The organism is Pseudomonas fluorescens (assembly GCF_005938625.1).
GTDB classification, from domain to species: Bacteria; Pseudomonadota; Gammaproteobacteria; order Pseudomonadales; family Pseudomonadaceae; genus Aquipseudomonas; species Aquipseudomonas fluorescens_BD.
Window position 1 is genome coordinate 89,241 of the sequence record NZ_VCNJ01000030.1, and the last position, 14,510, is coordinate 103,750.

Here is a 14,510-nt window from a genome sequence, read left to right on the forward strand (position 1 = left end):
ACGAATTGTTACCTCGCTGTAGGGAGGGGCGCTTCAAGCATCGCCACGCTGGCAGTCTGCATCGGCTTGCATTGCGAGTCGCTGCCCGGTTGCAGATACGGCGTGAGAATCGGCGCCATGCCCTTGAGCACCTGCACGGGCAGGGCCGAGGTGAACTTGAAGTTCTCTGCCGAGCGCCCCGGCACGAACGCGGTGAGGGTGCCGAAATGGTGATCGCCGATGTAGAACACGAAGGTCGCCGTACGGTTGATCGACTTCGAACTGAGGATGCGTCCCCCCGAACCGATGGCCTCGATGCGGTTGTCGCCGGTCCCGGTTTTGCCACCCATGGCCAGTGGGCTGCCATCCGCCAGTTTGAAACTGCCGGAAACACGTTTTGCCGTACCGGCGTCGACCACTTGCGACAATGCCTCGCGCATGGCCGTGGCGACTTCGGATGGCATCACCCGTTTGCCGACATGCGGGTCGTTGACCAGTTGCGTTTCGTACGGGGTGCCGGCGGCGAAATGCAGGCTGTCGATGCGCAGTGTCGGCATGCGCACGCCGTCATTGAGGATGGTCCCGATCAATTCGGCGAGTGCGGCGGGGCGATCCCCGGAGCTGCCAATCGCGGTGGCCAGCGACGGCACCAGATGGTCGAACGGATAACCGACTTTCTGCCAGCGCTGGTGAATATCGAGAAACGCCTCGATCTCGAGCATGGTGCGAATACGACTGTCGCGGGCGCCCTTGTGCTTGCTCTTGAACAGCCAGCTGTAGACTTCCTGACGTTCGAAATGGCTGGCCTTGACGATCTCGCTGAAGGTCGCGTCCGGGTGGTTCAACAGATAGCCCATCATCCACAAGTCCAGCGGGTGCACCTTGGCGATGAAGCCTTGATCGGGCAAATCGTAACTGCCGGGACCGTAGGAATCGTAAAGCCGGATCAGGCGATCATCGGTGAGTTTTTCCGTGAGCTTGGCGCCTTTGAGGTGTGAGCGCACGAACGTGTTGAAGTCTGCCTGACTGGCATCGGGCAGCAGGTAGCGATGCACGGCGGCCATGCGGATCGGCGTCGGGCGCATGCTGTCGAGGAAGGTGTCTAGGCGCGCCTGAGTGTCTTTGTTCTTGTACTTTTTCCAGAACTTGAGCTGAAACGAGGTGCCTTCGCGGTCGGCGAAGTTGGCCAGGTATTCCTGGCGGCGTGGGTCACGATCATCCTTGAGTAATTCGGCACTGTTGTTGGGGCCGGAGTAGGTGGTGTAACGCACCAGATCGCGCATTAGCCGAATGAACGGCAGGTTGATCGACTCGCGCAGGGCATCGCGCAGGGTCGGCATGCGGCCGTTGTCTTCGTTGCGGAAGTTGTGGAACACGTGCAAACCGCCACCGGTGAAAAATGCCTCGCCGGGGCTGGCCGAATACTTGCGATCCAGTGCTGCGCCGAGCATCTTCGACAGGTCGTGATCCTTGTTCTGGATCAGGTAATCGATCACCCATTGGCTCAAGCGATCCTGATCGGGGACGTCGACTTTTTTCAGTTCCGGCACGCTCATGGCGCCGTACTTGTCGTGCAGTTCGGCGATGATTTGCAGGTAAGTGGTGAGCACACGCATTTTCGCGGTTGAGCCGAGTTCGAGCTTGCTGCCTTCGTTGATGTCGAACGGCTGGTCGGTGCTGTCGGTCTGCACGCGCACGCGGGAACCGTCCGGGGTCAGCTCGAAGAGGGTGAAGCTGTAGCGCACTTGCGTGGTGCTGGTGGGCGTCAGCAAGCGTTCGCCGAGCAGGCCGATTTCAGCGGCATAGGCCGGGTCAGCGAGTTTTTTCAGGTACGCGGTGGCCTGGGTTTGCAGGTCGCCCTGCAGGGTGCTGGTGGCCGAGAGGTCGAGGCGGTCGAGGTCGTACAGCGGCCGGTTGAGCATGCTCGCCAGACGACTGCGGGCGGCGCTGATGCCCTTGTTGGTTTCGATGGGCTGGAGGGTCGGCTGGGTCTGCCAGTCGCGGTAGCTGACTTTGCTCGCGAGGGCGGCATCGGCCAATGCGCTATCGATCACAGCGTTCTGTTTGAGCAGGCGCAAATGGCTGTCGGTGAGATCAGTGAGTTCCTCGCGGCCCTTGGTCAGATAATACGAGGGGCGGCGCTGGGCGATCATCAACGAGAGCATCTCGCGCAGGGCCAGGCCTTTGTCGGCCATGGTTTTCGGATCGGTGGCCGGACTGTTCAGTTGTTCGTTGGCCTTGTTGAAGTCGCTGCCGTACCAGACGCGCAACCCTTCCGCCATGCCATGCACTTCACCATGCCCCGGCACTGCCGAGAGCGGCACGCTGTTGAGGTAATCGCGCACGATATTCTGCCGTGCTCCCAGGGTTTGCGGTCCGGGCTGATAGGCGCGCACGCTGGCGGACATCATCTGCCGCAGCTTCTCGGCGCCGGACACCGTCAGGCCATCCGGTGAATGCCGGTACTTTTCCAATTGCGTGGCCAGCGTACTGCCGCCCGCCGACTGGCCGGGCAGGTGCAGCAATTTCGCCACTTGCGACCATGCCGCCATGCCGAAGCGCGGCCAGTCAACCGCCGGGTTGGCCAAGGGTTGTTTCGGGTCGAGCAGGAAACGGTTTTCGATGAACAACAGGCTGCTGACCACCATCGGCGGAATGGCTGCGAAATCGGCGTACAGTTGTTGCGGATAGTTGTACTTGTACAGCGGCGCGGCGCGGCAATCGGTGATCGATAAGCCGGCTTGAATCTTCTCCGAATATGGCACGAACAGGCCTTTGTCGGTGTAGCTGAGCAGCGCCGGCGAAAAACGCGTCTGCTCGGTAACGACATAGTTGCGTTTGAGCAGGCGCGGCAGGAATTCATCGAGGGAGCTGTAACCCAGGCGCAGATCGAACGGCCCATTGCCCGGATACCGTATCGCTTCACTGGGGCCGGGTTCGAGGGTGTAGGTCAGCGAAGCAGCGTACTGGCTGAGCTCCCGCGACTGAAAACGCGAGGTGCGCATTTCCTTGGACGCGGCCAGCCCCAGCACAATCGCGATAATCACCAGCAACAACCAGAAAGCCTTCCAGCCATGCCGATGACGGCGTGGTTTTCCAGGGTCAGGCGCTTCATCCACACGTTCAGTCGGAACCACGGCTTTACTCGAATCGGTTTGCCACAAAGCGCCCATAGTCGATTGATCCATTCACGCAGATTGATCGGACTTGTCTGAAGCTTAGACGGTGGTTGGCGATGGTGAAAAAAATGTGCGGCCGCGCGTGGGGCGCCAAGCCAGAACGAGGTCCGTCAAGAGCCGTTCGAGTAACAGTGCTCTTTGAGAGCCCGTATTTCAAATACGTTAAGTGTGCAGTTTTATTCGGTCGGTTATTTGTATAAGTGGAAATTGCTAAAATTCGGTAGTACTCAGGGGCTTTGTCTGTTGAATACTTTGAGGTTAACTCGCGCCTCAACTTTAATTATCAAGGATGAAGTCATGATTGAGTCTCGAAATCAGCTTTTCAGCATGGCCGAGCATAGAGATGTTGTTAAGGCTGCAACGCCTTTGCCGCTGTTGAATATGTCAAAAGAAAACCTGGAGATGTTCAAGGGTTTTGATGCCGATGTTCCTCAGTGGCTGAAAAAGGCCTCGCTGGAGCAACGTGACAAAGCACGGTCCTTGATGGAACAAAGTGTCACCGCGCACACCGTGCTGAATAACGCCATGGCCGCAGTAGAAACACCCCATGAGTTTGCCGCCCCCGTGCTGACGAAAGCCATCAAGGCGAGGTTTGGCCTGGATCTGGACGTTACCCGGGTACGGGTGGATCTGTCTGGGAAAAGCGACTTTCATACGTCACAAGTTCAACCCTCTACGCTGCTTGATGCTGCGCTGCATAACCATTCGGCGGAAAAAAAGACGATGTTTTTTTTCAAACCGGATTGCTACATAACAGCACCAGGCAGGGTCGACAATGTCGGGCTTGATGTTCACGAGTTCGTTGAGTTATGCCGGGCGCTCGACCTCGGGAAACAATATCAGGCACATTTGAATAGGGCACTTGACTGGGATGATGGCAACGCACGGGAAACACTGAATGGACTGTTCGTGGATTATCAGAAAGCGGCATTGAAAGCCGCAAGTTACATCGCGTTATGCAAGCGTGATATTCGCCAAACGCATTTCGACGCGTTGATGTCGAATATTCGTGGCGAGAAACTTGTCCATGTTGACGGTAAGCCACTGTGGTATCGCAGTTTGAGCTTCAATGAGTTGCCAGTGCACAGCTGTATCATTTTCGAGATCGCCGATCCGGACGATGAAAGCATTCTCGACGACTTGCTGCCGACCGTTGACGGTTACGCCAAAAACGATTTCATCGCGTACATTCCCGACGATCCTGATCATCCCGTAAAGCACTACGCGACACTGACGGAGCTCAAGGCCCGATTGATCGAACAATTCGTGCGTCGCGCTGACGATGAGTCGCCCAAGGCCCCAACGACCTATCAACAATTTTTCAGCCGTTTCATGCGCTACAAGGATCGTTCGACGTTCTTCTACAGCTTTACCGAAGAGGTGCCGACTGCGTCAGGCAAACCACGGCTCTGGGATCATGAGGCCCGTCGGCAAAAGCATGACCCCGATTTTCTTCTGCAACTGCGGGTGTTGGACCCATCGGGCGATCCCTGGGTCCAGCACTATGACATCTGGACAACATTGCACCGGGAATTCAACCAGCGGATTTTCCGCGACGCTCGCGATGCCGCTGTCTCCAACGCCGATGCCGATGCACGCGATGAACAATCGTTGCTCGCGATATCCCTTGAGGTCGGCCTGGCCGCACTGAATGTGCTGTCTTTTGCCGTGCCGCCGTTGGGAATGGTCATGCTCGGTGTTTCGGCGGTGCAGTTGATGGACGAAGTGCTGGAAGGGCTTGAAGAACTCAGCAAGGGGGATAAGGAAGCCGGCTGGGAGCACATTACCGACGTGCTGGAAAGTATCGGCATGGGTGTCGCGACGCTGCCGTTGTTGGCCGGCATACATTCGGAGTTCACGCCGATTGAAACGCCCGGTGGGCAGAAGCGTTTGTGGAAGCCTGACCTCGCACCTTATCGAAGCGAAGTGTCCTTGGCGGACTTGAAGCCGGATCCACAAAATCAATTCGAGATAGCTGGCAAACACTTTGTCAGGGTCGAGGATGGCGTCTTCGAGAAAGTCATCGAACCGGCCACCGGTCAATCAAGAATTGCTCACCCGAGCAAGCCGCAGGCTTACCAGCCGATCGTTGAGCAGGACGGCGCGGGCGAGTGGCAGCCTGCACTGGCGCGCCCTTCGACATCGGTCGCACCGACGCCGGCCGGTTTCAGTAACAGGGCATTTCGGCGCTCTGCCGTGAGGCCTGTCGAAGTGGCCCGCCTCAGCCCGGCAGGCAAAGGCATCTTGCAAAGCGCCGACGGGCAACGCCGTTATATTCGTAACATTGACGAGCGAGGCAAGGTCGCGGTGTATCGCGTCAAGAATGATTTCACCCTCAATGCGCAGGTCGTCGACGTCATCCTCGTCGATTCCGGTTTCAACGAACTTGCGCCTCGCCGATACCGGCAAGTCGCGCCGGATCAGTGGCAACCGCAGTCGTTGTTCGGCGGCAATGTCACCGATGAGTTTACTGCGCCGGACCTCATCAGCGAAGCGCCGCCAGGCGCCTCGGGCAGGCCGGTCTGGGTGCGCCCGCCTTTCCACCGCGAGCCTTTGCCCAATGGCCTGTGGGAGCCGCGCCTTGAGGTCGTGACGCTCAAGGACGTACGGCATCTGTCCTACGATTGGGGGGAATTCAAGCTCGTCCCGTTTTCCGTCAGACCCACCAATATCCACGCGGCGCTGTCGGCACCGGAGTTTGCCAATGTTTCGATAAATGGCGGGCTGTTCAATCCGCAAACCGCGCAATATTCCACGGCTACACACCCGTTCGATATTGCTTCGCAGATCAATTACAAGCCAGGCGGCGGGAAAATGATGTTTGCGATGGAGCGTTTGACCCACGCCTCGACGTCGCAAGGGGAGTTCAATGCCATCAAGTTTATCGATCTGGCGGCAGGCGAGTTGCCCGGCCAGAACGATGCCGTGCACGGGTACTGGGCGCCTCAGGGAGGCTACGTGGATATTCCTGTGCATCCGGGATGGGGCGAACCCGATCATGTTTTCACACCCACCTTCGGTGGATGCTCATGGGTCGTGGATCAAATGAGTGAGACTGTTTTACGTGTGCGTCATGTCGAGGCTGGCCGCGAAGCGGCTCAATACAATGATTTGCCTGCCCATGAGCATGGGTGGGGGCTGAGCACCGCTATGGAGTTTCCGGAATACGGTTTGCTGAACGATGACCAAGGCAATGCCTACATGGTCCTGACGGCATTTGCCTACATGAAATACGACCGGGTTGCGCAGGAGTGGGTGCTTCATTATCAGTCGCAGCGCGGTGCACCGGAGATGGCTTCCTATTCCCGAAAGGAGGCGGGTTGGTTCGAGGGAAGCACCCGACAGGTCAAGGTGTATTCCGGTGAGAAAGTCATCGCAACGGGGTCCAAAAGCGTGACTGCGGTGGCCTCCCTAACGCGACAAGGCAACGCGGCGTAACGCCCGACGCCTTCGGTAAAAAGCGCACGAAGAAAAGACGCTGCACCCTCCTTGTGCAATACTCGCCGCCATTTTCGGTGGCGAGTTTTCCTACGCTGGCCAGTTGATCCGCTGGGTCTGCTGAGCGTTTCGCGACAACTCCCGCTGAATCTTGTGGTTTATAGAGTGAAAAGACCTGCATCAAGGTTTTTATACTGACGCCCCGCTGATCTTTCAGGTTGCCCTGCAAGACGCGTCTGCCCACGAAGCAGGCGCGGTTTCATGCACGCCAAGGCTTATCGGCCGACGCTTCGACACTCGGTGGTCATATCCAATAACAAGACGAGGTTGCACCCCTATGCCCGTTGGCAATCACCTGCCTCACGGCGACACCGCTCAGGGCGGTCCGCTCAAACGCGAACTCGGCGAAAGGCATATTCGCCTGATGGCGCTCGGTGCCTGTATCGGCGTCGGTCTGTTTTTAGGTTCGGCCAAGGCCATCGAAATGGCCGGCCCGGCGATCATGCTGTCCTACATTCTCGGTGGTCTGGCGATCCTGGTGATCATGCGCGCCCTCGGCGAGATGGCCGTGCACAACCCGGTCGCCGGATCGTTCAGCCGCTACGCACAAGACTATCTCGGTCCTTTGGCAGGCTTCCTCACTGGCTGGAACTACTGGTTCCTGTGGCTGGTGACCTGCGTCGCGGAAATCACCGCGGTGGCCGTGTACATGGGCATCTGGTTTCCCGATGTGCCGCGCTGGATCTGGGCCCTCGCGGCGTTGATCAGCATGGGTTCGATCAACCTGATCGCGGTAAAGGCCTTCGGTGAATTCGAGTTCTGGTTTGCCCTGATCAAGATCGTCACGATCATCGCCATGGTCATCGGCGGCGTCGGTATCATCGCTTTCGGTTTCGGCAATGACGGCGTGGCACTGGGCATTTCCAACCTGTGGGCCCACGGCGGCTTCATGCCCAACGGCGTGACCGGCGTGCTGATGTCCCTGCAAATGGTCATGTTCGCCTACCTCGGTGTCGAGATGATCGGCCTGACCGCCGGTGAAGCGAAGAACCCGCAGAAGACCATTCCCGATGCGATCGGCTCGGTGTTCTGGCGGATTCTGCTGTTCTACGTCGGCGCGCTGTTCGTGATTCTGTCGATCTACCCGTGGAACGAAATCGGCACTCAAGGCAGCCCGTTCGTGATGACCTTCGAACGTCTGGGTATCAAGACCGCCGCCGGCATCATCAACTTCGTGGTAATCACCGCAGCGTTGTCGTCGTGCAACGGTGGCATCTTCAGCACCGGGCGCATGCTCTACAGCCTGGCGCAGAATGGCCAGGCGCCGGCCGGTTTTGCCAAGACCTCGAATAACGGTGTGCCGCGTCGTGCGCTGTTGCTGTCGATTGCGGTGTTGCTCTTGGGCGTAATGCTCAACTATCTGGTGCCGGAGAAAGTCTTCGTCTGGGTGACCTCGATTGCCACCTTCGGCGCGATCTGGACTTGGGTGATGATCCTGCTGGCGCAACTGAAATTCCGCCAAGGTCTGAGCGCCAGCGAACGTGCCGGCCTCAAGTACAAGATGTGGCTGTACCCGGTCAGCTCGTACTTTGCGCTGGCATTCCTGGTGCTGGTGGTCGGCCTGATGGCGTACTTCCCCGACACCCGCGTAGCGCTGTATGTGGGCCCGGCGTTCCTGGTGCTGCTGACCGTGTTGTTCTACGTGTTCAAGTTGCAACCGCGCAACGTATCGCAAGTGGCGGCGCGTTCGGCTTCGTAAGTTACATAAGCTGAAAAAGCAAAGCCCCGGTCGCGAGATCGGGGCTTTTTTGTTGGCACTGTCGTAGCCCGGCGATACATAACCGCCATGGGGTGAAGTGCTGACCATTCGTCGTAATTGACCCTTGACCTGTAATTTCTGACAGTAGACCGCCAGCGCGTGATGACCTAGGTTGGCTGTTCGCCAAAAACGGCTTTGGCAAGGAACCGAGATGAAAGGATTCTCTGCATTGACTGTGATCGGCCTCGCCGATGGACTGATTCACTGGCAAATATTTTTTGTCCTGTGCACCGCCGCGGGGCTGACGCAGGCTGCCAGTAATTTCGCCGCGTTTTGCGTGGCCGCGGCGTTCTCGTTTTACGTGAATGTGCTGTATACCTTCGAGCGCAATACGTCGGTGCTTGGTTATCTATTGTTTATCGGCGGGATGGGCGGGGTGAGTTTTGCCATCGGTTTGCTTGCCGATGCGCAGCACTGGCATGGATTGGTCACCGTGGCGTCTTTCACGCTGCTCAATCTATTGGCGGGCTACCTGTATTTCCGGGTTGTCTTGTTGCGCCAAAATCAGCAGTAACGCGCCAGTCCGTTGCGCAGACTGGCGCATTGGCCGTTACGCGGCCGCGACTTCTTGCGGCTCAAAACTGTCCGCCCGCGCCATCTGCCACATCCGCGAATAGAACTCGCCGTTCACTTCGCCGGTGAGCAATTCCCCCGGTTTCAGGAACACATGCAACTGCGAGAACAGTTTGATCTCGGTCGCCGACATACGCCGCACCAAATGCTTGGCCGACAGCTGTGATGGATGTTCAAGGCCGGCCGCTGCGAGCATTTCCGCCAAAGCCTTCAAGGTATTGCGGTGGAAGTTGAAGACGCGTTGTGCCTTGTCCGGCACCACCAGTGCGCGCTGACGCAGAGCATCCTGAGTGGCGACGCCGGTCGGGCATTTGTTGGTGTGGCAGCTTTGCGACTGGATGCAGCCGATGGCGAACATGAAGCCGCGTGCGGAGTTGGCCCAGTCGGCGCCGATGGCCAGCACGCTGGCGATGTCGAAGGCGCTGACGATCTTGCCGCTGGCGCCGAGTTTGATCTTGTCGCGCAGGTTCAGACCCACCAACGTGTTGTGCACGAACAGCAGGCCTTCGCGCATCGGCACGCCGATGTGGTCGGTGAACTCGACCGGTGCGGCGCCGGTGCCGCCTTCCTTGCCATCGACGACGATGAAGTCCGGGAGGATGCCGGTTTCCAGCATGGCTTTGGCGATGCCCATGAACTCCCACGGATGGCCGAGACAGAACTTGAAGCCCACCGGTTTGCCGCCGGACAGTTCACGCAGTTGCTGGATGAACTGCATCATTTCGATGGGCGTGGAAAACGCGCTGTGGCGTGATGGCGACACGCAGTCCTCGCCCATCATGATGCCGCGAGTCTCAGCGATTTCCTTGGTGACCTTGTGTTTGGGCAGGATCCCGCCGTGGCCAGGTTTGGCGCCCTGGCTCATCTTGATTTCGATCATCCGCACTTGCGGATTCTGCGCTTGAGTGGCGAAGCGTTCCGGATCAAAGCGGCCGTCGCTGGTGCGGCAACCGAAGTAACCGCTGCCCAGTTCCCAGGTCAGGTCGCCGCCATGTTCGCGGTGATACGGGCTGATGCTGCCTTCACCGGTGTCGTGGGCGAAGTTGCCGAGTTTCGCGCCTTGGTTCAGCGCGCGAATGGCGTTGGCGCTGAGCGAGCCGAAGCTCATCGCCGAGATGTTGAACACCGACGCCGAGTACGGCTGGCTGCACTGCGGGCCGCCGACGGTGACGCGGAAACTGCTCGGGTCGCTCAACGGCGCCGGGCGCATCGAGTGGCCGATGAATTCGAAACCCGATTGATAAACGTCGATCAGCGTGCCGAACGGTTTGTCGGCGGTTTCGTTTTTCGCCCGCGAATAGACCAGCGAACGTTGCGCACGGGAGAAGGGCAGGGCGTCGCTGTCGGACTCCAGCAGGTACTGGCGGATCTCCGGGCGGATGCCTTCGACCAGATAGCGGATGTTGCCGAGGATCGGGTAATTGCGACGCACCGCGTGCGGGCTTTGCAGCAGGTCGAACAGACCGATCAGGCTCAGTACGCCGGTAACGGCAGTGATCGGCCACAGCCAGTCATGTTCGAGGAAAGGCAGGCTGGCGAGGGTGAAAATCACGCAGACGGCAAAGAAGGCGTAGCGGCTCAGGAGGGACAGGCTCATACGGTTTCCTTGGTTCGGACTCGGAATAATCAGCGCCGCAGTTCCTTGTGGGAGCGAGCTTGCTCGCGAATACGGTGGGTCAGCCAACATGAATGTTGGATGTGATGGCCCCTTCGCGAGCAAGCTCGCTCCCACAAAAAAGCGTAAATCGCGCTGTTTCAGGCGTTTTGCGCCTGAAGAAAAATCGAAAACAGCTCTGACTGGGATTTGATCCCCAGCTTGCTGTACATGTGTTTCTTATGGACTTTCACGGTTTCTACGGAGATTTCCAGCTTACGGGCGATTTCTTTACTGGAGCAACCGCTGAGCATCAAGCGCCCGACATCCAGTTCCCGGGCGGTCAATTGCGCGCCCTTGAGTTGCTGCACCGAGGCCTCCAGTTGCACCCGCCAGTCTGCCCGGACAGGAGCGGCGGCGAGGGCCACGGTTTCGTTGATCTCATAGGGCAGTCGTTGACGCAGCAGGCCCAGCACCCAAGGCTGGATCAATGACAGCAAGGCGATCTGTTCGCCAGTGAAACGTTTTTCACTGCCCAGTGACAGACACAACGTGCGATCGCCTTCGAGCTGACAATTGAACTGGATTTCGTCCGCCACGACATTCAGACGAAAGTATCGCTGGTAATACTCGGTCAGTTCGAAATGCTCCGGCGCGACCTCGGACAAGCGATACAGACCGGTGCGCGTTTGCTCGCGGCAGGCGATGTAGAACGGGTCAAGCAGGTACAGACCGCGCAGATAGTCCTGAAACAACGGGTCAGGGTTGCCGTCTGCGCCCGGGCATTCGGCGAAAACTTGCGGGTGCTGATCGGCGCTGAACAGCAGCGCCACCCAGCTATCGAACGGCACGTACTGGTCGAGCAGTCGCACCAGTTGTGCCCAGAAATTCGGCTTGTCGAGCGCATCGATGAGTTGCCCGACGGCGCGGTGCCAAGTGATGTCGTCAAACGAAAGTGCCATCGATCTACCCCTATCGGGTTACCCCGGCCGCGTAATTCCCTGGCCGCTCGCATGCTGCGCATACTGGCCCACAGACAGCCACCGGGCAATCTTTCAGCGCCCGACGCTCATAACAAGGAATCCCCATGAAAGTCGAACTCGCCCAACTGGCGGGCCGTGACAATGCCACGGCATACAACCTCGAACGCGCGCTTGCAGCGATCGCCGCGTGTGCTGCCGACACGCAACTGATCGTGTTCCCGGAAACCCACCTGATGGGCTTCCCGACGGCCGAGACCGTGGCGCAAACCGCCGAGGCGCTGGACGGCCCGACCGTCAGTGCGGTGTTGGCCGCCGTGCGCGAACGCAACATCGCCGTGGTGATCGGCATGGCCGAGAACGACAACGGTCGTTTCTACAACACCACGCTGCTGATCACCCCTGAAGGTATCGCCCTGAAATACCGCAAGACGCATTTGTGGGCGTCGGATCGCGGTGTGTTCGAGGCCGGCGACCGCTACGCCACGTGCGAGTGGAACGGTGTGCGCGTTGGCTTGCTGATTTGCTACGACATCGAGTTTCCGGAGTCGGCCCGTGCCTTGGCGCAACTGGGTGCCGAGTTGCTCATCGTGACCAACGGCAACATGGATCCGTACGCGCCGACCCACCGCACCGCGATCATGGCCCGGGCCCAGGAGAATCAGGCGTTTGCGCTGATGGTCAATCGCGTGGAAGCGGGGGACGACGGTTTGATGTTTGCCGGTGGCAGTGCGCTCGTCGATCCGCTGGGTGCGCTGTTGTTCGAGGCCGGGCGCGAAGAAGGGACGTTCAGCGTTGAGCTGGATTTCGCTCAACTGGAGATTGCGCGCAGGGATTACCGCTATCTGGATGATCAGCGTTTGAAGTTGCCGGGGGAGGTGCTGGAGCACGCTTCTGGACTGCGAGAGTTGCTGATTCCTTGACCCGCTGTACCCGATCGTTCCCACGCTCTGCGTGGGAATGCAGCCCGGGACGCTCCGCGTCCCAAGAGCGGACGCAGAGCGTCCATTGAGGCATTCCCACGCAGAGCGTGGGAACGATCAGCCACACCCGAAACATTCGCCGAATCCGGCTCTGCCATAAATCCAATAAAATTCGGAGTAAGTCGCCCATGGCTCGTTTGCAACGCACCCTTTCATTAGGGTCGGTGGTGCTGTTCGGCATCGCCTACATGACGCCGATCATTGTCCTCGGCACCTTCGGCATCCTCGCTCAATCCACCGCCGGCATGGTCCCCGCCGCCTATCTGGCGGCACTGATCGCGATGTTCTTCACCGCGATGAGCTACGGGCGCATGGCCGCCGCGTTCCCCGTCGCCGGTTCCGCTTACAGTTACGTGCGCAAGGCGATCAGCCCCAAACTCGGTTTCATCGCCGGTTGGGCCGTGCTGCTCGATTACCTGTTTTTGCCGATGGCGATCTGGCTGATCGGCGCGGCGTATCTGGCTTCCGCGTTCCCGTCGATCCCGCAATGGATCTGGGTGCTGGCGTTCATCGGCATCACCAGCGCAATCAATATCATTGGCCTGAAACTGGCCAACGGCATCAATGCTTTGCTGATGCTGGTGCAATTCCTCGTACTGATCGCTTTCGTCGCGCTGTGCGTGCACTACATCGGTGGCGATGCGAGCACGCCATTGTGGTCGATCAAACCGTTCTTCAACGGCGACATGCACATGCCGCTGATCATGAGCGGCGCGGCAATTGCCTGCTATTCGTTCCTCGGCTTCGACGCGGTCAGCACCCTGACCGAAGAGACCCGCGACCCACGCCGCACCATCCCGCGGGCGATCATGTTGATTACCTTGATCGGCGGGCTGATCTTCGTCGGCGTTTCATACTTTGTGCAGATCGCGCACCCGTCGTACCAGTTCGACAGCGTCGATTCGGCGGCCTATGAAATCGCCCGCAACATCGGCGGAGATCTGTTTGTGTCGATCTTTCTGATTGGCTTGATTGTCGGCCAGTTCGCCTCGGGGCTGTCGGCGCAGGCCAGCGGCTCGCGCTTGCTGTTTGCCATGGGCCGCGACGGCGTCCTGCCCAAGTCGTTCTTCGGCACCTTGCACACGCGCTTCGGCACGCCGGTCAACAGCATCCTGCTCTGCGCCGTGGTGGCGTTGCTGGCGCTGAAACTCGATGTGACCACCTCGACGTCGTTCATCAACTTCGGCGCGTTCCTGGCTTTCAGCCTGGTCAACCTCTCGGTGATTTTCCATTACTGGATCGGCGGCGAGAAAAGAGGCCCGCGTGAGGCGGTGCTGTTTTTGCTCTTCCCGTTTATTGGTCTGGTCGCGGATTTGTGGCTGATGGTCAGCCTCGATCACCTGGCGGTTTACCTGGGCCTGAGCTGGCTGGCGGTGGGTGTGGTTTATCTGGCGGTGCTCACCGGTGGCTTCCGCCGGCAGCCGCCGGAGATGGATTTCCAGGAAGCGACCTGAGCCTTGCGGCTTGGCACACCGTTGACCGACATGTGATCCTTGGCGCTTTTGCGCCAAGGATTTTTCGTATGTCGACTTCTTCCACTATTGATATTGCCGCTGCGCTGTTGCTTAACCCTCAAGGGCAGACTTTGCTGGTGCGCAAACGCGGGACCACGGCGTTCATGCAGCCGGGCGGCAAGATCGAAGCGCATGAGTTGCCGGTGCACGCGCTGGCGCGTGAGCTGGAAGAGGAGTTGGGCTTGCAAATCGACCTGACGCAGGCTGCATTTCTGGGGCAGTTTTCCGCCCCCGCGGCCAACGAGCCGGGATTTGTTGTACGGGCCGAAATCTTTCAACTGACGATCGATGGTGAAGTCACTCCGGCGGCGGAAATCGAAGAGGTGATCTGGGTCGATCCGACCACTGATCCAGCAGTCGAGCTGGCGCCATTGACACGCGACCTGATCCTGCCGTTTTATCGCCAATCATTGACGGCCATCGCCTGATCATTCTCGCAAAGGACTTTGCC

General features: G+C 59.0%; 9 protein-coding genes. 6 read left to right on the plus strand and 3 right to left on the minus strand.

Annotated elements, in window-relative coordinates:
• Positions 1-8: 8 nt before the first annotated feature.
• Complete coding sequence (locus FGA82_RS19985) at positions 9-3,152, minus strand: transglycosylase domain-containing protein (RefSeq protein WP_141128422.1); 3,144 nt, start codon at positions 3,150-3,152, stop codon at positions 9-11.
• Positions 3,153-3,455: 303 nt separating this feature from the next.
• Here FGA82_RS19985 and FGA82_RS19990 point away from each other — a divergent pair, with 303 nt between their 5' ends.
• The 3 genes from FGA82_RS19990 to FGA82_RS20000 all read left to right on the plus strand — a co-directional run bounded on the left by FGA82_RS19990 (position 3,456) and on the right by FGA82_RS20000 (position 8,929).
• Positions 3,456-6,596, plus strand: coding sequence for a dermonecrotic toxin domain-containing protein (locus FGA82_RS19990; RefSeq protein ID WP_141128423.1), 3,141 nt, complete (start codon positions 3,456-3,458; stop codon positions 6,594-6,596).
• A 337-nt stretch (positions 6,597-6,933) separates the two neighbouring features.
• The gene (locus tag FGA82_RS19995; RefSeq protein WP_141128424.1) at positions 6,934-8,355 is read left to right on the plus strand and encodes an amino acid permease; all 1,422 of its coding nucleotides are present in this window, start codon (positions 6,934-6,936) and stop codon (positions 8,353-8,355) included.
• Between the two features lie 211 nt (positions 8,356-8,566).
• Entirely contained in the window at positions 8,567-8,929 is a 363-nt protein-coding gene (locus FGA82_RS20000) for a polysaccharide synthesis protein GtrA (protein WP_141128480.1), read from the plus strand.
• Between the two features lie 36 nt (positions 8,930-8,965).
• On the opposite strand, the gene FGA82_RS20005 is transcribed toward FGA82_RS20000, so the two are convergent.
• Together FGA82_RS20005 and FGA82_RS20010 are read right to left on the minus strand one after the other, a co-directional pair.
• The gene (locus FGA82_RS20005; RefSeq protein WP_064118965.1) at positions 8,966-10,585 is read right to left on the minus strand and encodes an FMN-binding glutamate synthase family protein; all 1,620 of its coding nucleotides are present in this window, start codon (positions 10,583-10,585) and stop codon (positions 8,966-8,968) included.
• Between the two features lie 158 nt (positions 10,586-10,743).
• Positions 10,744-11,544 carry a helix-turn-helix transcriptional regulator gene (locus tag FGA82_RS20010; RefSeq protein ID WP_141128425.1) on the minus strand — a complete coding sequence of 267 codons (801 nt, stop codon included), beginning with the start codon at positions 11,542-11,544 and terminating at the stop codon, positions 10,744-10,746.
• A 125-nt stretch (positions 11,545-11,669) separates the two neighbouring features.
• Here FGA82_RS20010 and FGA82_RS20015 point away from each other — a divergent pair, with 125 nt between their 5' ends.
• The 3 genes from FGA82_RS20015 (at position 11,670) to FGA82_RS20025 (ending at position 14,487) form a co-directional block, all read left to right on the plus strand.
• Positions 11,670-12,485 carry a carbon-nitrogen hydrolase family protein gene (locus tag FGA82_RS20015; protein WP_141128426.1) on the plus strand — a complete coding sequence of 272 codons (816 nt, stop codon included), beginning with the start codon at positions 11,670-11,672 and terminating at the stop codon, positions 12,483-12,485.
• A 188-nt stretch (positions 12,486-12,673) separates the two neighbouring features.
• Positions 12,674-13,999: an APC family permease gene (locus FGA82_RS20020; protein ID WP_141128427.1), complete on the plus strand. Its 1,326-nt coding sequence runs from the start codon at positions 12,674-12,676 to the stop codon at positions 13,997-13,999.
• A gap of 68 nt (positions 14,000-14,067) precedes the next feature.
• Entirely contained in the window at positions 14,068-14,487 is a 420-nt protein-coding gene (locus tag FGA82_RS20025; protein WP_141128428.1) for an NUDIX hydrolase, read from the plus strand.
• Positions 14,488-14,510 lie beyond the last annotated feature (23 nt).